The organism is Pseudomonas sp. stari2, from assembly GCF_040760005.1.
GTDB lineage: Bacteria > Pseudomonadota > Gammaproteobacteria > Pseudomonadales > Pseudomonadaceae > Aquipseudomonas.
Genome location: NZ_CP099760.1, coordinates 3394273 through 3413099 on the forward strand (window position 1 = coordinate 3394273; position 18827 = coordinate 3413099).

Sequence of the window (18827 nt, forward strand, 5' to 3'; positions counted from 1 at the left end):
TGGGTCATAGACAGAAGAGGAAATGCGTGAGGGAAAATTCCTTTTATTTTCGCAGTAACGAGCGCGGCTTGAGATGACATTCCTTGAAAATCAAAAGCCCGGCATGAGCCAGGCTTTTGATGCTTTGCAGATCCGACTATGGACTCAGGCCGCCATATTCGACCCGCTGAGACTTTTCTTGAGAGAAGCCTTCATCACTTCCATTTCCTTACCCAGCTCTTCGAGCTTTGCCTTGCCCAGAAGCTTTCTGGCTTGGGGAAACATCTCGGTTTCCTCTTCTTCGATATGGTGTTCCAGAAGTTCTTTGACCACTTTCACACGGCCGGCGAATTCGGGTGTGGAGGGGTCAGTGGATTTCAGGTCAGGCAATACCAGTGAATCAACGGTGCGATGTTCCTCCTTCGCCTCGTAGTACATCTCATCCTGCTCTTTACCCCCTGCTTCCTTGAAAGCCGGATACAGAATCTGCTCTTCGAGCTGAGTATGGATCGTAATTTCAAGCTCCAGCTTGTCCAGCAAATCGGCGCGTTTTTTTAACGCGCGATCCGTGGAATCACTGAGTTGGTTAAGGATGCCTTTTACTTTTTCGTGGTCTGTTTTGAGAAGGTCGATGGCGTTCATTTAAGGCCTCTTTCACGGATGGTTGTTCGCCGATCTTCATCGGCAATCCTTGCAATATTCCACTTAGGCCTCGCATATTGTGTGCCAGTCACTCGCCTCTAAAATGACCTTGAAAATCAAATGGTTAAGTAGAGTGGTGGCCAAATAGAGGCATGCACTCTGCATGAGTAGGGGGTTGAGGTTCTTGCAAAATTCATTCGGTGCAGGTGGTATCACGGTGACGTTCCCATGCTGGCAGTACGACGGCCCGGCATTCACCGAAACCGATCGAGCCAACCCCGTCACGTTCGCAGCGCGCCTTGAGGATGATCTCGTCACCGTCCTCCAGGAAGATGCGCGTCTCACCGTTCGGCAGTGTAATCGGATATTTGCCTCCCTCGGTCATTTCAAGCAACGAACCCAGCGACTCCGGTGTTGGACCTGACAGCGTTCCCGTGCCGAAAAAATCACCAGGATTGAGCTGGCAACCGTTCACCGTGTGATGTGCAACCAACTGTGCGAATGTGAAGTACATGTTCAGTGTATTGCTGAGGCTAAGGCGGAACGGGGTAGCGCCCTCCTCTCGCATTCGAGCGGTGAGGATCAATACTTCGAGCTGGATATCGAAGGCACCGCTGTTCTGGTCTTCCACGTCATACAAATATGGTAACGGGTCAGGGTCGCCCGCCGGTCTCAAAGGCTGGGCACAGCGGAATGGCTCCAACGCTTCAGCCATTACGACCCAGGGTGAAATGGTCGAAGCGAAGCTTTTCGACAGGAACGGGCCCAGTGGCTGATATTCCCAAGCCTGGATATCACGTGCCGACCAGTCATTGAGCAGGCACAGTCCGGCGATGTGCTCGCGTGCATCACGAATATCGATGGGCTCGCCCAGCTCATTTCCGGACCCGATCCAGAGTCCGACTTCAAGCTCGTAGTCCAGGCGCCGGCTTGGCGAGTAGATCGGCAGCTCGTTGTCGGGAAGTTTGATCTGCCCGCAGGGGCGAACGAACGCCTGGCCAGAGGCAATGATTGTCGAGGCGCGACCGTGGTAACCGATGGGTACGTGTTTATAGTTGGGCATCAACGGGCTGTCGGGTCGAAACAGCTTGCCGACGTTCTCGGCATGATGGATGCCAACGTAGAAGTCGGTGTAGTCCTGAATACAGGCCGGCACATGCAACTGGCAGTTGGCGGCCGGCACCAACAGGACCTCTGCCAGCCGCTGTTGAACCTGAATGTCCTGGGCGTCCTCACGAAGCAGTGTGGTCAGACGATCGCGCAATGCTTTGCGGTCTTGTCTTGAGCGCGCGAAAAAACCGTTGAGAGAACCGCCCACTGCCGCCGTGGCAACCTCTTCGGCTACACCGGTGAACAAGCCTGCCTGTAGCGCAACCTGAAGGTCATAGATCCGGTCACCGATCGCGACACCCGTACGGCGTTCACCTCCAGCAACACTGAATACACCGAATGGCAGGTTGGCAAGTGAAAAATCAGGATGGCCGTTGGCCGAAGATACCCAGCTATTCATGTGCATCGTTCTCCATAAACAATCTTGCTTGAAAATGGGCGAAGCCGCCCTTCTCCATCCAGATCATGATTTCAACCGGCGCGCTCGCAAGCGCCCGCCAATGCTGACCATCAGATAGAGCAGTAAAATTCCTCCGGCAATACCCAGCGTGGCCGGTGCTCCAAAATGCGCGGCGACCAGGCCTGCCAACATCCCGCCTACCGCTTCGAATCCGAAGCGCATGGCGATGTAGAAAGCGACAACTCGCCCCCGAAGCACGCCTGGCGCCCCGCTCTGCAGTTGCATGTTCGTACTGACGTTGCTCAGCGTGATGCCGAAACCCAGCAGGACCAAGCCTGTCAGTGCCATAGGAAGGTTCGCAGCGAGGAACACGCCCAGCAACGCGAAGCCGCACACAAGCGCGCCGCCGTCCATGAAGTATCGCAACCGTGACAGCGTTCCATTGAAGGCTAAAACCAGGGTAGCTACGAAGGCACCGGCGCCGGCGGCTCCCCATAACCAGCCGAGAATCCTTGCATCACCGGCATAAACAGTCTTGGCAAGAATGGGTAAAAGCGAGGCGTAGCAAGATGCCAAAAGGTTCACCATGATCACGCTGATCATCAGTTGCCGGACGCTCACCGTACGCCAGAGGTACGCCAGCCCTTCGCGGAAAACCTGAGAGGTCGAACCGCTCGCTTTGGGTGACACCGTCGCCCTGACGTTGATCAGCCCGAACATCAGGGCCAGATAGGCAAATGCCGTCAGGAGAAAGCAGCTCGCTTCGCTGGTCATCGCGATAAGGGTGCCCGCCAGAGGAGGTCCTGCAAATCTCGCCGCGTTGATCAACATGGCATTGAGCACCAACGCATTGGGCAAATCGGCCGGATCATCAACGAAGCTACCGATCAACGCCTGTCGCAACGGCGTTTCTACAGCATTCAGCAACCCCAGCAGCAATGCCATGCATGCAATGGAGGTTCCATCGTTCCAGCCGAACTGAGTCATGACGGCAAGTGTGAGCGATTGGGCTATCAGCATTATCTGGACGCCGATCAGTAGTCGTCTTTTGTCATGACGATCGATCCAGGCACCCGCGAGCGGTCCGATGAGAAGTTGAGGTGCGAGGGAAAGAAAAGTGATCAGACCGAGCAGTACCGCCGAGCCGGTCAGATGATAGGCCAGCCAGGCCAGAGCGACCTGCTGCACCCATTTGCCCAACGTCGAAATGCCTTGCCCGACGAAATAGATCTGGAAATTTCGACTGGCCAGCGCCCTGACCGGAGCCGGCCAGCGTGCAGAGCGGGAAGAATGCGGGTTGGACAAGAGTACGTTCCTTAAAAGGCCCCGCGACACTCCTGGCACAAGGTCTACCGCGCATCGCAGGGCTGGATGCGCGGTAGTCGCATGGATCAGAGCGGCAGTTGGCAGCCTTTCTTTTTCAAAGATTCCAATACCCAAGAGCGATCGTTTTTGCCTTGGGCGATTTGCTCCATCTGTTTGTGCTCGGCTGCGTATTTCGCCGTCGCACGTTCAAAGACTTCATCGACATGGTCAAACGGTATGCACAGCAAGCCGTCCTCATCGCCAATGACCAGGTCGCCCGGTTCGATCACCATACCATCGATAGCAATCGGCACGTTGATTTCCCCAGGGCCGTCCTTATAAGGGCCTCGATGCGATACGCCGGCAGCGAACAGCGGAAAGTCACCGCTACCAATGTTGGCTGCATCACGAATGGCACCATTGATGACGATCCCGGCGATGCCGCGTTTTACCGCGTAAGCGACCATCATTTCACCGATCAGCGCATTGGTTAAATCGCCACCCGCATCCACCACAATCACATCGCCAGGTTCAGCGATATCGATCGCGTAATGCACCATCAGGTTGTCTCCCGGACGCGCCTTGACAGTCACTGCGGGACCAGCAAGCACGCCTTCGCGGTGCATGGGACGCAGGCGAGAACCGCCTGCCGTCATGCGATTCATGGAGTCGCTGACGTTGGCTACCGGCAGCTCACGATAGCGTGCAACCCATACTGCGCTGACTTTGCGTGCGCGCTCCAGCACCTGAAATCCAATGCTCATGTGACATACCTCTGTTTGATTTTATTCGATCACATCGAATGGCGCCGATGCGTATTTTTAGAATTGCATTTCATTTTAATAAGCGCAACGGTGATTTTCACGGCCAAAGCAAGATTTGAAGAACGCTCAAATATCTATATTGAAACGTCGTTTCATTATGCTAGGGTTGTCACGTCGCAATCTCTGCACACGCCAGCGTTTGTCTCCACGATAAAAACAAGGTAATGACGATGTCCCTGACCCTTCTGCTGACCGGCCCTGAACTTGCCCCGGAAGCCATGAACCTGGCCGCCGCCTCTGGCGTGCGGGTTATTCCAACCACGCCCTATCTGCCGGCCGAAGAGCTGGAAGCCATCATTCGCGAGCAGCAACCTGATGCGATCATCGTCCGCCAGGGGCAACTGACCGGGTCGATGATCAAAGCCTCGAAAAACTTGAAAGCAATTGCCAAACACGGCGTCGGCTACAACACCATCGACATCGAAACCGCTGCCGCTTGCGGTATTCCGGTCAGCATTGCCGTTGGCGCCAATGCCCAGTCAGTGGCCGAGCACGCCTTCGCCTTGATTTTCAGTGTCGCTAGACAAACGGCGCTGCTGGATGCGCGGATGCGCGACGGTCATTGGGACAAGACCGAGGCGAACGGTGTGGAGTTGTTCGGCAAGACACTGGGCCTTGTCGGGCTGGGCTCGATCGGCAGCATCCTGATGGATTTGGTCGCGCCCCTGCGTATGAAGGTGAAGGTCTTTGACCCCTACCTCAAAGAGCTGCCAGCGCGCGCGCACGTGGAACGCGAAGAAGACTTCAATCGTTTACTGGCCGAGAGCGATGTCATCAGCCTGCACTGCCCGCTGACCGAGACCAATCACAATCTGATCGGCGCGGCGCAACTCGAACTCATGCGTCCCGGCAGTATCCTGATCAATACCGCAAGAGGTGAACTGATTGATACCCAGGCACTGGTGCAAGCACTGAGCGAGCGTAAAATTGCCGGTGCCGGACTGGATACTTTCAATCCCGAGCCACCACCTGCAGATAGCCCTTTGTGGGGTCTGCCTACGCTGGTGGCGACTCCCCATGTCGGCGCCAACACCTCGGAGGCCCGTGATCGCGTCGGTGTTGTCGCGTTGCGCCAGATCCTGGACGTCTGCGCAGGTCGGCCATTGGAGCCACGCAGCGTGGTCAACCGACACCTGCTCAACTGCTGATTGATTGCGTGCTCCTTTGCAGTCAGAAGGAGCCCATCCGTAACGCGACACTCCACAAAAAGAACAAATGGAGAGCCTTATGACTTCCACCGCTTCCACCGTGAGCGAACTCGAACGCAAAACGATGCATCGGGTTGCCTGGCGCTTGCTGCCCTTTTTGATCATCTGTTATCTGATCGCGATCATTGACCGCGGCAACATCGGCATGGCCTCGCTACAGATGAACGAAGACCTCGGCCTGACTGCAAAAGTCTTCGGTTTTGCCAGCAGCCTGTTTTTCTTTGCCTACTTCCTGGTGGAAGTGCCCAGCAACCTGGCGATGCAGAAATTTGGTGCCCGGATCTGGATCGCGAGAATCATGATCACCTGGGGCATCATTTCGGCGGGTACCGCTTTCGTCACAGGGGCCAACTCTCTGTACGTCATGCGTTTTCTGCTGGGTGCGGCGGAGGCCGGTTTTTTCCCGGGTGTGCTTTTGTACCTCACCTACTGGTTGCCGTCGGCCTATCGTGCCCGCATGGTTGCACTGTTCATGGTGGCCATTCCGGCGGCCAACTTCATCGGTTCTCCGCTTTCCGGGCTTTTGCTCAGCCTCGATGGGTGGATGGGCATGCGGGGCTGGCATTGGTTGTTCATCATCGAAGCGATTCCGGCCGTGATGCTGGGCATCGCTTGCCTGTTCGTACTCACTGATCGTCCCGAGCATGCCAAGTGGTTGACCGATGAACAGCGCAACTGGCTCACCCGGCGACTGGCAGAGGAGTCGTCGAAGAAAACCGCCATCGGCCATATCTCGTTGTGGAAGCTGTTGCGCCACAAGGATATCTGGGTGCTGGCACTGATCTATTCCGGAGCTTCTGCGGCCGGGAGCACCATGAGCGTGTGGGCGCCTCAATTACTCAAGACTTTCGGTCTCAACTCCATGGAGATCGGCCTGGTCAACGCCATTCCGTACGGCGTCGCGTCGGTGCTGATGATTCTTTGGGGGCGCAGTTCTGATCGTACAGGCGAGCGTCGCTGGCACACGGCAATGACCTTGTTGCTGATTGCGGCAGGCTTGCTCATGACCCTGTTCACTTCAGCTTTGCCGGCCACTATCGTCATGCTGACCATGGTTTTGGTGGGTGCCTATTCGATGAAGGGGCCGTTCTGGGCGCTGGTGTCAGGCTGGTTGTCGTCATCTACTGCAGCAGCTGGACTGGCAGCCGTTGGCGCCATGGCCAACCTGATCGGTGGCGGACTGATGGTGAACGCCTACGGTGCTATTCATGATGCGACAGGCAGCTATGCATTGGCACTGATGCCGTTGGCGTCGCTGTGCACGTTGGCTGGCGTCATGGTTCTGTTCATCGGTCGCAAACGTCAGCGTGAGCGAGGTGATCTGGCAGTCAGCGTCAAATAGAGACGGCTCTGCCTTACGACGATGCCCATTTTCCTTTGGGGGGGACATGGGCATCGTTGTTTCAATCGAAGACCAATAGACGCCCCGTTGGACCTGCTTGAAGTTTGGAAGTCGGACAAGAACAAACTCACCTTGATCCTTCGCGACAACGCCGTCTTACTTCAAGGGCGCTGATTCGTCCGCTGGCTTCAGGCCCAGGCTGCGCATCAGTTCACGGGCGGTATCGAAAAAGGTCGTTTTTATGCTTTCAGCGGCTTCTTCAGTCAATCGGCTCGAGGGGCCGGAGATGACCAGCGCGCCCATCAGCTCTTTCTGAGCGCCATATATCGGCAGTGCAATGGAAGACGCATGGGGATCCGTCGCGCCGCGCGAGTAGTACGGTTTTTCCAGCGCGATGCCAACCTGAAACGGTGCCCGCAATGCCTGTGCTCCCGCCGCTTCGTCCATGGGACGCATATCGCCTGGCTGCATGTTGAGTCGCAGTCGATGGGAGGAATTCACTCGGTACTGGCACATCCGATAGGCGCCATGGCGCACATAAAATGATGCGGTTTCGCCGGACTGCTCGGAAAGATACTGGAGCCGTGGCATCACATGACGCTCAAGATCCAGGGCTTCCTGATAAACAGCATTAAGCCTCATGACTTCGCTGGCCAACTGATAACGGCCATCGGCCATTCGGTTGATCAGTCCATGATTTTCCAGCGAGACCATCAAGCGCATGACAGTGCTTTTAATCAGCCCGGTACGTTCAACCAGCTCCACCAAACTCAATGCCGTATCGCCGACCTGAAAAGCCGTGAGCACGGTCAAGACCCGGTCAGCCGAAGCCACACCGTTTACCGCTGGACGCGGCCGCGCATTCGCCATCAGAAAAAACCTCTACTATTGGGACCGTTATACAAATCATTGTGAGGGCCGGAAATCCGATTATCCGGCAAGGGCGGTTTTCTAGCCATCCTTGTGGCGAATGTATTCGCAAGCTGATGCGCCCATCCTGCGCTGCGAAGCCTTCATCTGCGCTACAGCTGGATTGATCGCCTGATTCCACTACAGCTTACGCGGCAACGTTCATCCGCTCGAGCAACCTGTACAGGGGAATAATTGTGAAGCTACCTGAGATCAGTACGTTTATTGCCCGATGGTCCCTGCTGGGCTCGCTACCACCAGTTGCTTGGCTGATTACTCATGACTGCGAAAATCAGATTCTGGCCTTGCTTGATCGCCTCGGTGCGGGTTATCGACGCAACGGTAACTGTGCGATTCACGAAAGTGCCTTTGTGGAAGACGGGGCAGTGCTTAAGGGGCCGATCATCATCGGAGAAGGATCATTTGTGGCGGCGGGAGCTTACCTGCGTGGCGGAGTTTATCTCGGCGACAATTGTATTGTTGGCCCAAGCTGCGAAGTTAAAAGCAGCATCCTGCTTGCAGGAAGCAAGCTTGCACACTTCAACTTCGTCGGCGACTCACTTATTGGCGAGCGCGTAAACATTGAAGCAGGTGCAATTATTGCCAACTACCGCAACGAACTGGACGGCGTGGATATCAAAATCCGTTACGCAGACAGTGTGATCGAGACGCGGGTCAACAAATTCGGTGCCTTGGTAGGTGACGACTGCAAAATTGGGGCAAATGCAGTCATAGCTCCCGGAGCAATACTACACCCCCACACCCATGTTCCACGCCTGGGGCTGATTGACCATTTCGCCTACGATTGAACCCGGCCAGAAGTCGATAGCGCGCAGTCGCGCCTGATCGAGGCGCCCTCTTCAAAACCGTTGAACTGCATCTGTCGTTGGCTGTTCAGGATGCGAGTACTGTTCATTACCCGCCACGGGAACCCAGTCTTTTAGAGGTGTCAGGTAATGGAGTTCAAAACGTCTTGATTTGAACGCCCATTTGCCATCACGGCGTTCGAATTTGTCGTGGTACAACCCGCTGACTTGAACCGGACCTTTTTCAATGTCATGGAACAGGCAATTCGCGGCTACGGTTCCCGTTGCATTATCACCTTCGATTTCGAGCATAGGGTTGGCCATCCAATGGTGCATATGCGGCATTTGCCGCCAACTATTTTCAGCCATCGCCAAGATTTCATCTCGATTCAAAGCACTTCCGAAGCCTGGTAAATCCAGCGATGAATCTGCGTGCCAGATTTCCTTCAAGAGAGACGCATCAATGCGGTCAAATGCGTTTGCGTAAGCGGCTATAAGCGTCTCTATGGCGGCACGACTTTCCAATGCTGCAAGTCGTGCGATTAAAACTTCAATATTCATGATGATGTTTCCTGTTTGATCACACCGGGTGCCAGTTGACCGGTTACAAGCGATGGTTAACGGACGATGCACCTGCGCATAAGCACAACTCCCTATCTGAAAATTGCACCGGGGTTGAACCTGAACAGCCCTCGACGAAGGCTGATCAGGTCAAACAACCATTCAGATCTGCGAAAGGCCGCCATCGACCATCAGCTCTACCCCGTTGACATACCTGGCATCGGCAGATGCCAGGAACAGTGCTGACGTGGCGATTTCTTCGGGCTGGGCCATGTAGCCAAGCGGCGTGATCTGCTCGACGTGTTGGCGAAGCGCTGCAATGTCGCTTTCGCTCATCTTCAAGCCGTTGTCCATCAGAGGGGTGCGGGTGAAGCCCGGACTCAATACGTTCGCTCGAATTTTTCGGCCTTTGAGTTCGTTGGCCCAGGTTCGTGCGAAGGACCGCACCGCTGCCTTAGAGGCGTTGTAAAGGCTCAGCCCTTCCATGCCGTTGCTGGAGCAGATAGAAGCCGTCAATACGATTGACGAGCCGTCTTTCATCAACGGCATAAGCGTTTGAACAGTAAAAAAGACACCCTTCACGTTTATGTCAAACATGGTGATGTATGCGGTTTCGCTGGTCTCGCCAACAGGGTTTTTTTCGCAAATTCCCGCATTGGCAAACACTGCATCCAATTGATCATTTCGAGCTTCTATTGTCGCCTTGAGCTTATCAAGATCCCCTTGGCGCGAGACGTCGGAAACGACTGCGACCGCCTTGGTGCCCAGTTTGGCCACAGCAGCCTTCAGCGTGCCCGTTGAACGGCCAGTGATGTAAACACGTTTGGCGCCCTCGGCAATTAAACCCTGCGCAATCGAAAATCCGATTCCGGTGGATGCACCTGTGACAACTGCGACTTGATTAGCGAATTTACCTGACATGTCTGACTCCTCGGTCCTCGATTTGGATCGTTTGAAACCACGCCGGGACCATTGTGAGAGTTACCGGGGAGACAGCGGCACTGCCATAAATGAACGTTGGTCGTTCATTTATGTGAGGCGTAAGACGGAGTTGAATCGTTTAGTTTGAAGGTGACCGATTCAGTCCAGCTCCATTCTCAGGAAGCCAGATCAGCGCCCCTCAACGGGCCAGTGTGTCCGCAGACGTTTGAACTGGAAGTGGCATCCGGAATGTGATGAACGCCTGTGGGGTTCGACTGATTTCTAACATACAGAAACGTTGGGACCGAACGGCCCCGTATAGGACTTCCGCATGAACAAGAACGAAGTGGTGCCCCTCGAACGGCGACGCTGGTTGATGTTCGCAATACTTCTGGTCGGCGCGTTTCTCCCGCCTCTGGATTTTTTTATCGTTAACGTTGCCCTGCCCTCAATCCAGGCGTCATTGGGTACGTCCTCTTCCGCTGAACAGTTAATCATCTCCTCTTACGCAGCACTTTATGCCGTGACACTGATCACCGGTGGACGGCTTGGCGACCTTTACGGTCGCGTAAGAATGTTTTTCCTGGGACTGGTGGGTTTTGCAGTCGCGTCACTGCTCTGTGGCCTCGCGTCGACGCCCTGGGCGTTGGTTGCCGGGCGCGCGCTGCAAGGCATCACAGCCGCCGTAATGGCGCCTCAAGCGCTGGCCTCGGTGCAAACCATTTTTCCCGAGTCCGAAAAATCTTTGGCGCTCAGCCTGTATGGGGCGGTGTTTGGGCTGGCTGCCGTAGTCGGACAGGCGCTCGGCGGAGTTCTGATTTCGCTGAATCTGATGGACATGGGTTGGCGGGCTATTTTTCTGGTGAACTTGCCAATTGCTTTGCTGGTGATTGTGTTCGGGATTCCTGTGATAAAGGAGACCCGCGCGCAACAGACCATCAAGCTTGACCTTGGCGGGACCGCGCTGTCGATGGCAATGATTGGCGCATTGATTGTGCCATTGATTGAGGGGCGTGAGACGGGCTGGCCTTGGTGGGCCTTGCTTTCGCTTGCCGCGGCACCGTTGTTGGCGTGGCTGTTCTGGCGGTACGAAACCCGCTTGCATATGGCCGGCGGTGTGCCGTTGTTCAACCCTGCCGCATTGCGGGCGCCAGGCATCGGCCGAGCGTTGGTGGTCGCCCTGACTTTCTATGCGATCGGCGTGTTTTTCTTGCTGCTTTCGATCTATTTGCAGTCGGCCCTGCATATGAGCGCACTCGATGCAGGTCTTGTGTTCCTGCCTTTCGGTGCCGGATTCCTGCTGGGACCACTGTCGATTCGTCAATTCGCACGCGTGTTCGGTGCTTACGTGAATCCCGTTGGCATGACACTGGAGGTCGTGGGGTTCCTGCTTATGGCCTGGCTGATAACCGTGACGCCGACAGCCGCCCCTCCAGCGCCCCTGCTGCTTGCCGTCATCCTGTTTCTGATTGGTTACGGGCAAGGACTGGCCCTGCCGACATTGATGAGAATGATCACAGGGCGAGTCGCGCCAGCCTTCTCTGGCATGATCGCCGGCATTACCAGTTCCACGCTGCAAATCAGCACATCGCTGAGTGTCGCGATAATCGGCGGAGTTTTTTATACCCTGCTCGGAACTCAATCTGATGCAGCTACGATCACACGCGCTTTTACCGCTTCCATACTCTGCATCGCCGCGAGTCTGGCTCTGGGCGCTGGACTTAGCCTCACAGTCGTGCGCCAGCCCACCGTGCCTCGTGAAGCATCAGCCATAAGCCCGACCTGAGCCGATCATGCTGGACGCAAGATCTGCAAGAGCGCGAAGACTGTCCATCTGCCGCATGTCCTGGTGATATCCCATCCATATATCGCGCCCCGGCGGTTCTTCTGTATCAAGCATCCGCAGCGCCGGTAGCTGGTCTCCCAGGACGCGCGGCAATACAGCGACGCCTTGGCCTTTCGCACATAGGTGAGCCTGTACCGTGCGGCTGCTGCTGGTGAACACAGTACGCGCCAGCGGGTAACGCTGCTGCAACCACTGCACATCAGGATAATGGGCCTGGGCAACGCTCATGGTGATCAAGCCGAGACCTTCACCCTGGGGATGAGGATCAGGTGCTTCAAGGCCTGCGTATACGCCATAACTCAGCGTGGTCAGTTTGCGGTGAACGATGTCGGGCTCGGTGAATGGAATGATGCGAAAGGCAATATCGGCGTCGCGACGAGAAAGGTCAGACAGGCGATGCCCGGCGATTACCTCAGGCACGATCAACGGGTAACGCCGTCCGAGCTCGCTAAGGACCGGAGACAATACGTAGCAGGCGAACCAGTCAGCCGATGAAATCCGCAACAGGCCCTCCGGCTGGGCGCTGTCGCCCGCAAGACGCCGCTCGATCGCCAACGCACTTTGCTCCATCTCTTGCGCCAGGCTGAGGATCTTCTCACCGCTGTCGGTCAGAACCAGCCCTTGAGCCGTGCGCAGAAAGACGGGCTGGCCACTGGACTGTTCAAGCACCTGCAGGCGCCGCCCCACGGTCGGGTGGCTGACTCCCAACTGCTTGGCAGCCGCCCCCAGCGAGCCGCTTCGAGCAATAGCCAAAAAGACCCGCATATCACTCCAGTCCATGCTGTACCCCGTACAAAAATGAACGATGAGAGTGCAGCAATGGCACTGCCGTAGCAATCCCGCGCCCTACATACTCGATTGCATATATAACCGTGTCACATAGCAAGCGGGGGACTGGAAAATGAATATCGGCTTTATCGGTGTGGGAAGCATGGGACGAGCGATCATTCCTTTGCTCGTCCGGGCCGGCCATCGCGTATCTGTCTGGAACCGTAGCCGTGATGCGCTTGCCGGCCTTGAAGGTATTCACATCCTTGAGTCTCCGGCCACGGCATTTCAAGAAGCGGTCGTCATCAGCATGCTTGCCGATGACACTGCCGCAAGAGAAGTGTTGCTCTCCTCCACTGTGCTGGAGCGTGCAAACAAGGCTTGCGTTCACATCGTGATGTCAACGCTGTCACCCGTGATTATGGAGGAGCTGCAAGCCGCCCATGATGACTTGGGCGTCGCACTCGTCGCCGCGCCGGTTTTTGGCGTGCCGGCAGTAGCCGCGAAAGGCGAACTGAATATCCTGACGGCAGGACCACAGTCCGCCATCGCGATGGCACAGCCGCTCTTTGACGTGCTGGGGAAAAAACACTGGCCCCTGGGCGATCATCCCATCCAGGCGTGTATCGCGAAAATCGCCGGCAACATGATGATCACTCAAGCTATACAGTCATTGGGCGAAGCAACCGCACTCGTCCAACGCTATGGCATGAGTTCGGGGGCTTTCGTCGAACTCATGACACAAACCCTGTTCGCTTGCCCGAGCTATCAACGGTATGGGAAGAACATCATCAACGGCAGCTTTGAACCGGGTTTCAAACTGTCTCTGGGTCTCAAGGATATAAATCTGGCCATCGATGCTGCCCACATCAAGGATCTGGAATTACCTGCCGCCGATGCTGTGCGATTAAGGATGATGGCAGCCGTGGCCCGGGGTGCCGGGAACAAGGACTGGTCTGTTTTTGCCTCGGAGACAGTCATCCGCTCAAATGGGAATGCCCGGAAACCCTGACTAACGACGCCGGCGACACGCTCTCGCCGTGGCATTGTGACGCTACCTTCGAGGTAGTCAGTCATGGCTAAACCGTTGTGTGAGCGCAAAACGTTCAGGAGCGGGATCGTGAGCTATCAGACAAAGACGATTTGTACAGCCCGTTACGAGGACATTGTCCAGCGTCACAGGCAAATCGCGGCAAGGCTTGAGTCTTGCTCTCCGACCGGTACCTGTGCATCAAGCGACTTTTGATGTTTTGCATAGCAATCGAACAACCTAACGATGAGAACAACTGCATGAGATGGCCAACGATCGATCAGGTACGCAGCTTTACCGTTCTGCCCTCTGGCTATACGTGGGATTACCTGTCTCACGATGAAATCGATGTCGCGACAGTCTTTTTCAAGACCTGGTTTCCCTCCATCTCGGTCGGGTCTGCAAGCTCATTCATGGAGATGCCGTCGGTGCAAAATCTTACCCCGACCGTCGCACGGCTCTATGCAGAAATTTTCCACAGTGAAAAACAGACAACCTTGGTGGATTGAAAACAGGCGAAGGCATTCTGCTCCATAAATACGTTTATCGTTTATCCAGCCATGTTCCCGCTCAGACTGGTGGGTGAGCGAGAACACTGCCTTACTGACTCAACGTTTAAATGTCGCGGCTCAGGACTTGCGTTCGAACCGGGCAATGCATGTGCCTTTCGTCTCTCTACGCAGCGCGAACATCTGGGCTATCACTCCTACAACCAGCACGAGCGCTATCAGGCCCAGAACGCCTTTGAGCAATGGCGAATTCGGATCAGTCACGATGGGGTGGCCATCCGGAACCCGGCGCAATGTCTCCGAGACGGCCGGAACCATCAGGAAGAAGGCGGTCAAGCTCAACAGGATCGTTTCAAGGTACACCCCTGCCCGCCCCAACCAGTTAGCGAATCCAATTCCGTAACCGGCGAGAAGCAATACAAGGGTTATGCCACCGATCACCGGGCTGATCGGCTGATGAGCCACCAAAAACACCGTGCAACTGCCGATCAGCATAAAAATGAAATACGCAAGCCCCGCCCGCGACCGAGGTACGATGCGCCCGTGTTTGATGAACATATAAGCGGCCAGCGGAATGGCTGGCAGGCTACCTAATGTGTGTACCCAGCCAAGGGCAGAGATCCCGAACATGCTGTGGTTCCTTATGTGGTCGGATGATGTGTTAAATACAGTCCACGCTCTGGAAAGCTGATTGATCGCTTCGAAGCGTTTTGATTTACGGGCTCAGACTATTAAAGGAATGACCGTACCGACATGACCGATTCACTGGAAAACTTGACCATTCTTCCGGAAATGAAACTGGAGGGGCTGGCCACGGGGGATCTGCTGTCGCAGGTATTGGCCAATATCCGCTTGACGGGGGATCGCTTCTATTCGGTAACACTTGCCCAGGGCGAACGCCTGAAACTGGATGCGAAAAGCTCACACATCTGCGTCTTGAAACTGGGCAAGGTTCATATCGAAGGTGCCAACGGCCAGACCGTCAACATCGATCAGGGGGACATTCTCCTGCTACCCCACGCCCCGTCGTCGATGGAAATCACGGCTTCCCTGGGATCCGCGACCGTCATCCTTTGCCGCTTCTGGTTCGATGCCAACAGTTTCCAGGCGATGCTGTTCGCCCTGCCATGGCTGATTCATATCAAGCGGATCGAAGCGGCGGCCTGGGCGGAAAACATTCTGCATTTCATGCAGATTGAGTCCAATGACACACAGCCAGGTGGTGCATTGATGATTTCGCGCCTGATTGACCTCATCGTCATTCGCATCCTCCGTACCTGGGTTCAACAGGGCATGGCCTCGGGTTGGCTCGGAGGCTTGTCTGACGAGCGTATCGCACGAACCCTGCGAGCCATACACGAAAAACCGGGGAAACAGTGGCGGATCGATGCACTTGCGACGGTCGCCGGGATGTCACGCTCCAGTTTCTGCGAGCGATTCAGCGCATTGGTCGGGCGCTCACCGCTGCGCTACCAGAATGAGTGGCGTCTGGGCCTGGCGAAGTCGATGCTGGCCAAAAAGGACAGCCGTATAGGCGAAGTGGGCTTCGCAATAGGCTATGAATCCGAGGCTGCTTTCAGTCGCGCCTACAAAAGTCATTTCGGCCGTTCGCCTCGAGACGATAAAAATCAGGACTGAGCTTACGCTGCCAGTTCTTGTCAGGCTGTCACGTTCGGCCAGTGCGATGGCCGCCATGATCAGCGGGATGACTGTCAGCGTGCGGTAAACACCGCCAACGATGAATCGTTCCATCAGAAAGATGCCGATAAAACCTGCAAGTCCGAGCCCCAGCAGCATGAAAGACAATAGCGTTGCCACCATTGACGATGGCCAGCGCGCGGGAAACCTGATCAGGCGGCACCAGACGCATTGCAGTCGCCGTCGACAATGACCAGAAGCCACCAATTGCAATCCCGATCAGTGCACGTCCAAACATGAATGACGGGTAGCCCGGCGCGATCGCGACGACCACCCTCGGCCAATAGCAGCCGATCGGAGCAGTGTAGTGTGCGGGAAATTTCTTGAGGGAAAACCCTCATTGCCGGGCCTGCGTCACGCTACTAGCATTGACCTCGGCAATCTGCCCATTCATAGGAGAAACCCATGACTACCTTGCAGAGTGACGACAAGCGCCCCACTCCGGATCAGGCGGAGGACAATGCCTTTTTTCCCTCCCCATACTCGCTTAGCCAATTTACCTCGCCAAAATCTGATCTAAGTGATGCGGATTACGCTGATCCCTATAAAGGTGGCCGCTGGAAGCTTTTGCTGATCGGCGCCGATGAGCGCTATTTACTGACCGACAATGGAACAATGTTTTCCACCGGTAATCACCCGGTCGAGACGTTGCTGCCCATGTATCACCTCGACAAAGCCGGTTTCGCGTTCGACGTTGCGACCCTTTCAGGCAATCCAGTGAAATTCGAGTTCTGGGCCATGCCTTGCGAAGATACCGAGGTAAAGGATTTCTACGCCAAATACCGGGAGCAGTTCAAAAAACCTTTGAAGCTGTGCGAAGTGGTTGAGAAGGCGCTGGGCCAGGACTCGGATTACATTGGTGTTTTCATACCTGGCGGGCACGGCGCGCTGATTGGACTGCCGGAGAGTGCCGACGTGAAAGCGGCTTTGCATTGGGCAATCACCAACGACAAATTTGTGATTTCCCTATGTCACGGCCCAGCAGCAATGCTCGCGGCTGGCATTGGCGAGTCGAGGGACTCCTACATTTTCAACGGCTACAAAATCTGCGCATTTCCAGACAGTCTCGACGCAAAGACGCCCGACATCGGTTATATGCCTGGGCATCTGACCTGGAAGTTTGGTGAGCAATTGAAAGCCCTCGGAGTTGAAATCGTCAATCAGGATATTACGGGTGCAACGCTCCAAGACCGCAAGCTGCTGACCGGCGACAGCCCATTGGCAGGCAATAATTTGGGCAAGTTGGCAGCTGAAGCATTGTTGAAAGAGGTCGCATCGAAGTGAGCGACGGGCCGGCCGAAACAGCGATGCGAGCGGCTCTGGAGATAGAGACGGCGCGTACGCTTGAATCAATCAAGAAAGCCGTCAGGGGTTTCGCCACACCCTACGGCTATGATCGATTCGTGCTGTTTTCTGCATCGACGGCAAGTGAAGAAGTGGTTGAGCATATCTACTGGGTCGAAGGCGATTGGTTCGATAATGGTCAAGCGGTGGACGCCGAGACTTATGTTCGACATTGTCCGGTGACTCGCCACCTTCTGAATGCTCGGCAATCCTTCTTCTGGCAGAAAGAACAGGTCAAGGGAGAAGAACGCTACCGGGTGATTCGTTCTCCAGGTGACCCAGGAATTCAGGGGTTGCAGGTACCAGTTTTCGGCCCGCTGGGGCTTGAGGGTGCGATGAGCTTGGGGGGTGAGCCGGTGGATGGAAGCGCGCGGGTTCGCTTGGGACTCAGCCTGGTTGCGACGGCCGCTTTTTTCGCGGCTCGGCGGTTGCTTGAGGCGCCACTGGACGAAGCGTTAAGAAGCCTTTCCCCGCGAGAGCGCGAAGTCATGGAATGGACGGCTGCCGGAAGACGGCAAGCGGATATTGCAGCAACTCTCGGTTTGTCGGAACGTACGGTTGAAAATCACCTGCGCTCAGCGCGCCGACGTCTGGGCGTGACAACGACAGCACAAGCCATCAGGATGGCCATTCGTAACGGCGAGATCGATGGCTAAGGACGAGGCGAGATCGAGTGCGGGACGGTTTGGACCTCCAAGTAATTTCCTCAATCGGCTGAGCTGAATGTCGGCTATTGGCTGTGGATTCAACCGGTCGATGCAACACAACTAAATTCTGCACGCTGAAGACTGAGCGCTCCTCATCTTGAGACAAGCTCTCATGGATAGGTTGCAGTGAGTCACCATGTCTGACCGCATTACCGGCCGGCTCGCTTCGACCAAATCCCGGGACTGGCTGGCCAGGACGAAGATATCTCCGTCCTGACTCGTCCGTCGCCGTTACACCTGATCAACGTTGCGCGCAGCGACGGCAACGGTGGTCGGTGAATCAGAAAGCTTAACGAAGCGTCGAGTGGCGCCATCCAGCGCATCGATACAACCCGCCTCGATGTCATAGACCCAGCCATGCAGATTCAAGCGCCCCTGCTCGAGTGCCAGTGCCACCGATGGATGAGTCCGCAGATTGGCCAGCTGTGCGATCACGTTTTCACGCACGAGGCCGTCGAGCTTGTCACGTGGCGTATCGAATTCATGCGCAGCATTGATCGCTTTCGCGGCGTCCGAGTGGCGAAGCCAGTTGGCAACGGCCGGAAGATGATCCAGGCACGTGCAGCGTGAAATCGCGCCCATCGCCCCGCAATCCGAGTGGCCACAGATCACGATGTCCTTTACGCCGAGCACGGCAACCGCATATTCGACGGTGGCCGAAACACCACCTGGTTCAGGACCGTACGACGGCACGATGTTGCCGGCGTTACGGATCACGAACAGCTCGCCAGGTTCGCGCTGTGTGAGAAGTTCAGGCACTACACGACTGTCCGAGCAGGTGACGAACAATGCCTTTGGGTTTTGTTCTGTCGCGAGCTGCTTGAAAAGCTCGACACGTTGCGGATAGACCTCGCGCTGGAAACGCAGAAAGCCATCAATGATGTCACGCATGGAATCCTCCAAATCAAAATGCCGGAT

19 protein-coding genes and 1 pseudogene are annotated in these 18827 nt (G+C 55.7%); 9 read left to right on the forward strand and 11 right to left on the reverse strand.

The features are described from left to right. Nucleotides 1-144 precede the first annotated feature (144 nt). The 4 genes from NH234_RS15290 to NH234_RS15305 form a co-directional block, all read right to left on the reverse strand. Nucleotides 145-621: a hemerythrin domain-containing protein gene (locus tag NH234_RS15290; protein WP_085730956.1), complete on the reverse strand. Its 477-nt coding sequence runs from the start codon at nt 619-621 to the stop codon at nt 145-147. A gap of 193 nt (nt 622-814) precedes the next feature. Next, nucleotides 815-2137, reverse strand: a complete 1323-nt coding sequence (fahA, locus tag NH234_RS15295; protein WP_367253266.1) for a fumarylacetoacetase — start codon at nt 2135-2137, stop codon at nt 815-817. Nucleotides 2138-2194: 57 nt separating this feature from the next. Then, nucleotides 2195-3436 carry an MFS transporter gene (locus NH234_RS15300; RefSeq protein ID WP_367253267.1) on the reverse strand — a complete coding sequence of 414 codons (1242 nt, stop codon included), beginning with the start codon at nt 3434-3436 and terminating at the stop codon, nt 2195-2197. Between the two features lie 86 nt (nt 3437-3522). Beyond that, nucleotides 3523-4200, reverse strand: coding sequence for an RraA family protein (locus tag NH234_RS15305; RefSeq protein WP_085730960.1), 678 nt, complete (start codon nt 4198-4200; stop codon nt 3523-3525). Nucleotides 4201-4430: 230 nt separating this feature from the next. Between NH234_RS15305 and NH234_RS15310 the strand changes: the two genes are divergently transcribed. Together NH234_RS15310 and NH234_RS15315 are read left to right on the forward strand one after the other, a co-directional pair. Then, the gene (locus NH234_RS15310; RefSeq protein ID WP_085730962.1) at nt 4431-5408 is read left to right on the forward strand and encodes a hydroxyacid dehydrogenase; all 978 of its coding nucleotides are present in this window, start codon (nt 4431-4433) and stop codon (nt 5406-5408) included. A 79-nt stretch (nt 5409-5487) separates the two neighbouring features. Continuing rightward, entirely contained in the window at nt 5488-6810 is a 1323-nt protein-coding gene (locus NH234_RS15315) for an MFS transporter (RefSeq protein WP_085730964.1), read from the forward strand. Nucleotides 6811-6966: 156 nt separating this feature from the next. Here NH234_RS15315 and NH234_RS15320 read toward each other — a convergent pair whose 3' ends face one another. Then, nucleotides 6967-7680, reverse strand: a complete 714-nt coding sequence (locus NH234_RS15320; RefSeq protein ID WP_085730965.1) for a helix-turn-helix domain-containing protein — start codon at nt 7678-7680, stop codon at nt 6967-6969. A 236-nt stretch (nt 7681-7916) separates the two neighbouring features. Between NH234_RS15320 and NH234_RS15325 the strand changes: the two genes are divergently transcribed. Then, nucleotides 7917-8528, forward strand: a complete 612-nt coding sequence (locus NH234_RS15325; protein ID WP_367253268.1) for a DapH/DapD/GlmU-related protein — start codon at nt 7917-7919, stop codon at nt 8526-8528. Nucleotides 8529-8579: 51 nt separating this feature from the next. Here NH234_RS15325 and NH234_RS15330 read toward each other — a convergent pair whose 3' ends face one another. Next, nucleotides 8580-9086: a nuclear transport factor 2 family protein gene (locus NH234_RS15330; RefSeq protein ID WP_367253269.1), complete on the reverse strand. Its 507-nt coding sequence runs from the start codon at nt 9084-9086 to the stop codon at nt 8580-8582. Between the two features lie 162 nt (nt 9087-9248). After that, nucleotides 9249-10007, reverse strand: coding sequence for an SDR family NAD(P)-dependent oxidoreductase (locus NH234_RS15335; RefSeq protein WP_367253270.1), 759 nt, complete (start codon nt 10005-10007; stop codon nt 9249-9251). Between the two features lie 331 nt (nt 10008-10338). Here NH234_RS15335 and NH234_RS15340 point away from each other — a divergent pair, with 331 nt between their 5' ends. Then, nucleotides 10339-11793, forward strand: coding sequence for an MFS transporter (locus NH234_RS15340; protein ID WP_367253271.1), 1455 nt, complete (start codon nt 10339-10341; stop codon nt 11791-11793). Here the strand turns inward: NH234_RS15340 and NH234_RS15345 are convergent. Then, nucleotides 11773-12633 (reverse strand): LysR family transcriptional regulator, encoded by an 861-nt coding sequence (locus NH234_RS15345; RefSeq protein ID WP_085730970.1) that lies wholly within the window; start codon nt 12631-12633, stop codon nt 11773-11775. The genes NH234_RS15340 and NH234_RS15345 overlap by 21 nt on opposite strands. A 121-nt stretch (nt 12634-12754) precedes the next feature. On the opposite strand from NH234_RS15345, the gene NH234_RS15350 reads away from it, so the two are divergent. Together NH234_RS15350 and NH234_RS15355 are read left to right on the forward strand one after the other, a co-directional pair. Next, nucleotides 12755-13633 (forward strand): NAD(P)-dependent oxidoreductase, encoded by an 879-nt coding sequence (locus tag NH234_RS15350; RefSeq protein WP_367253272.1) that lies wholly within the window; start codon nt 12755-12757, stop codon nt 13631-13633. A gap of 278 nt (nt 13634-13911) precedes the next feature. Next, nucleotides 13912-14160 carry a hypothetical protein gene (locus NH234_RS15355; protein ID WP_367253273.1) on the forward strand — a complete coding sequence of 83 codons (249 nt, stop codon included), beginning with the start codon at nt 13912-13914 and terminating at the stop codon, nt 14158-14160. Between the two features lie 120 nt (nt 14161-14280). Here the strand turns inward: NH234_RS15355 and NH234_RS15360 are convergent, their stop codons facing one another. Further along, nucleotides 14281-14790, reverse strand: coding sequence for a hypothetical protein (locus NH234_RS15360; RefSeq protein WP_085730973.1), 510 nt, complete (start codon nt 14788-14790; stop codon nt 14281-14283). 123 nt (nt 14791-14913) lie between these two features. On the opposite strand from NH234_RS15360, the gene NH234_RS15365 reads away from it, so the two are divergent. Next, nucleotides 14914-15798 carry an AraC family transcriptional regulator gene (locus tag NH234_RS15365; RefSeq protein WP_367253274.1) on the forward strand — a complete coding sequence of 295 codons (885 nt, stop codon included), beginning with the start codon at nt 14914-14916 and terminating at the stop codon, nt 15796-15798. On the opposite strand, the pseudogene NH234_RS15370 reads toward NH234_RS15365, so the two are convergent. Continuing rightward, a pseudogene (locus NH234_RS15370) lies at nt 15787-16129 on the reverse strand (MFS transporter); the annotation flags it as partial. The gene NH234_RS15365 and the pseudogene NH234_RS15370 overlap by 12 nt on opposite strands. 134 nt (nt 16130-16263) lie before the next feature. Between NH234_RS15370 and hchA the strand changes: the two are divergent. Further along, the gene (hchA, locus tag NH234_RS15375; protein ID WP_367253275.1) at nt 16264-17142 is read left to right on the forward strand and encodes a glyoxalase III HchA; all 879 of its coding nucleotides are present in this window, start codon (nt 16264-16266) and stop codon (nt 17140-17142) included. Next, nucleotides 17139-17858: a PA1136 family autoinducer-binding transcriptional regulator gene (locus NH234_RS15380; RefSeq protein WP_085730976.1), complete on the forward strand. Its 720-nt coding sequence runs from the start codon at nt 17139-17141 to the stop codon at nt 17856-17858. Before hchA ends, NH234_RS15380 begins: the two co-directional genes overlap by 4 nt. A gap of 282 nt (nt 17859-18140) precedes the next feature. Here NH234_RS15380 and NH234_RS15385 read toward each other — a convergent pair whose 3' ends face one another. After that, nucleotides 18141-18800, reverse strand: a complete 660-nt coding sequence (locus NH234_RS15385) for a carbonic anhydrase (protein WP_085730977.1) — start codon at nt 18798-18800, stop codon at nt 18141-18143. Nucleotides 18801-18827 lie beyond the last annotated feature (27 nt).

Bases quoted from the DNA above. Each gene is read 5' to 3' on its own strand.
- fahA (WP_367253266.1), bottom strand. From the start codon at position 2,137: ATGCACATGAATAGCTGGGTATCTTCGGCCAACGGCCATCCTGATTTT.
- NH234_RS15350 (WP_367253272.1), top strand. From the start codon at position 12,755: ATGAATATCGGCTTTATCGGTGTGGGAAGCATGGGACGAGCGATCATT.
- hchA (WP_367253275.1), top strand. From the start codon at position 16,264: ATGACTACCTTGCAGAGTGACGACAAGCGCCCCACTCCGGATCAGGCG.
- NH234_RS15385 (WP_085730977.1), bottom strand. From the start codon at position 18,800: ATGCGTGACATCATTGATGGCTTTCTGCGTTTCCAGCGCGAGGTCTAT.
- NH234_RS15360 (WP_085730973.1), bottom strand. From the start codon at position 14,790: ATGTTCGGGATCTCTGCCCTTGGCTGGGTACACACATTAGGTAGCCTG.
- NH234_RS15320 (WP_085730965.1), bottom strand. From the start codon at position 7,680: ATGGCGAATGCGCGGCCGCGTCCAGCGGTAAACGGTGTGGCTTCGGCT.
- NH234_RS15365 (WP_367253274.1), top strand. From the start codon at position 14,914: ATGACCGATTCACTGGAAAACTTGACCATTCTTCCGGAAATGAAACTG.
- NH234_RS15330 (WP_367253269.1), bottom strand. From the start codon at position 9,086: ATGAATATTGAAGTTTTAATCGCACGACTTGCAGCATTGGAAAGTCGT.
- NH234_RS15355 (WP_367253273.1), top strand. From the start codon at position 13,912: ATGAGATGGCCAACGATCGATCAGGTACGCAGCTTTACCGTTCTGCCC.
- NH234_RS15290 (WP_085730956.1), bottom strand. From the start codon at position 621: ATGAACGCCATCGACCTTCTCAAAACAGACCACGAAAAAGTAAAAGGC.
- NH234_RS15310 (WP_085730962.1), top strand. From the start codon at position 4,431: ATGTCCCTGACCCTTCTGCTGACCGGCCCTGAACTTGCCCCGGAAGCC.
- NH234_RS15315 (WP_085730964.1), top strand. From the start codon at position 5,488: ATGACTTCCACCGCTTCCACCGTGAGCGAACTCGAACGCAAAACGATG.
- NH234_RS15345 (WP_085730970.1), bottom strand. From the start codon at position 12,633: ATGGACTGGAGTGATATGCGGGTCTTTTTGGCTATTGCTCGAAGCGGC.
- NH234_RS15305 (WP_085730960.1), bottom strand. From the start codon at position 4,200: ATGAGCATTGGATTTCAGGTGCTGGAGCGCGCACGCAAAGTCAGCGCA.
- NH234_RS15335 (WP_367253270.1), bottom strand. From the start codon at position 10,007: ATGTCAGGTAAATTCGCTAATCAAGTCGCAGTTGTCACAGGTGCATCC.
- NH234_RS15340 (WP_367253271.1), top strand. From the start codon at position 10,339: ATGAACAAGAACGAAGTGGTGCCCCTCGAACGGCGACGCTGGTTGATG.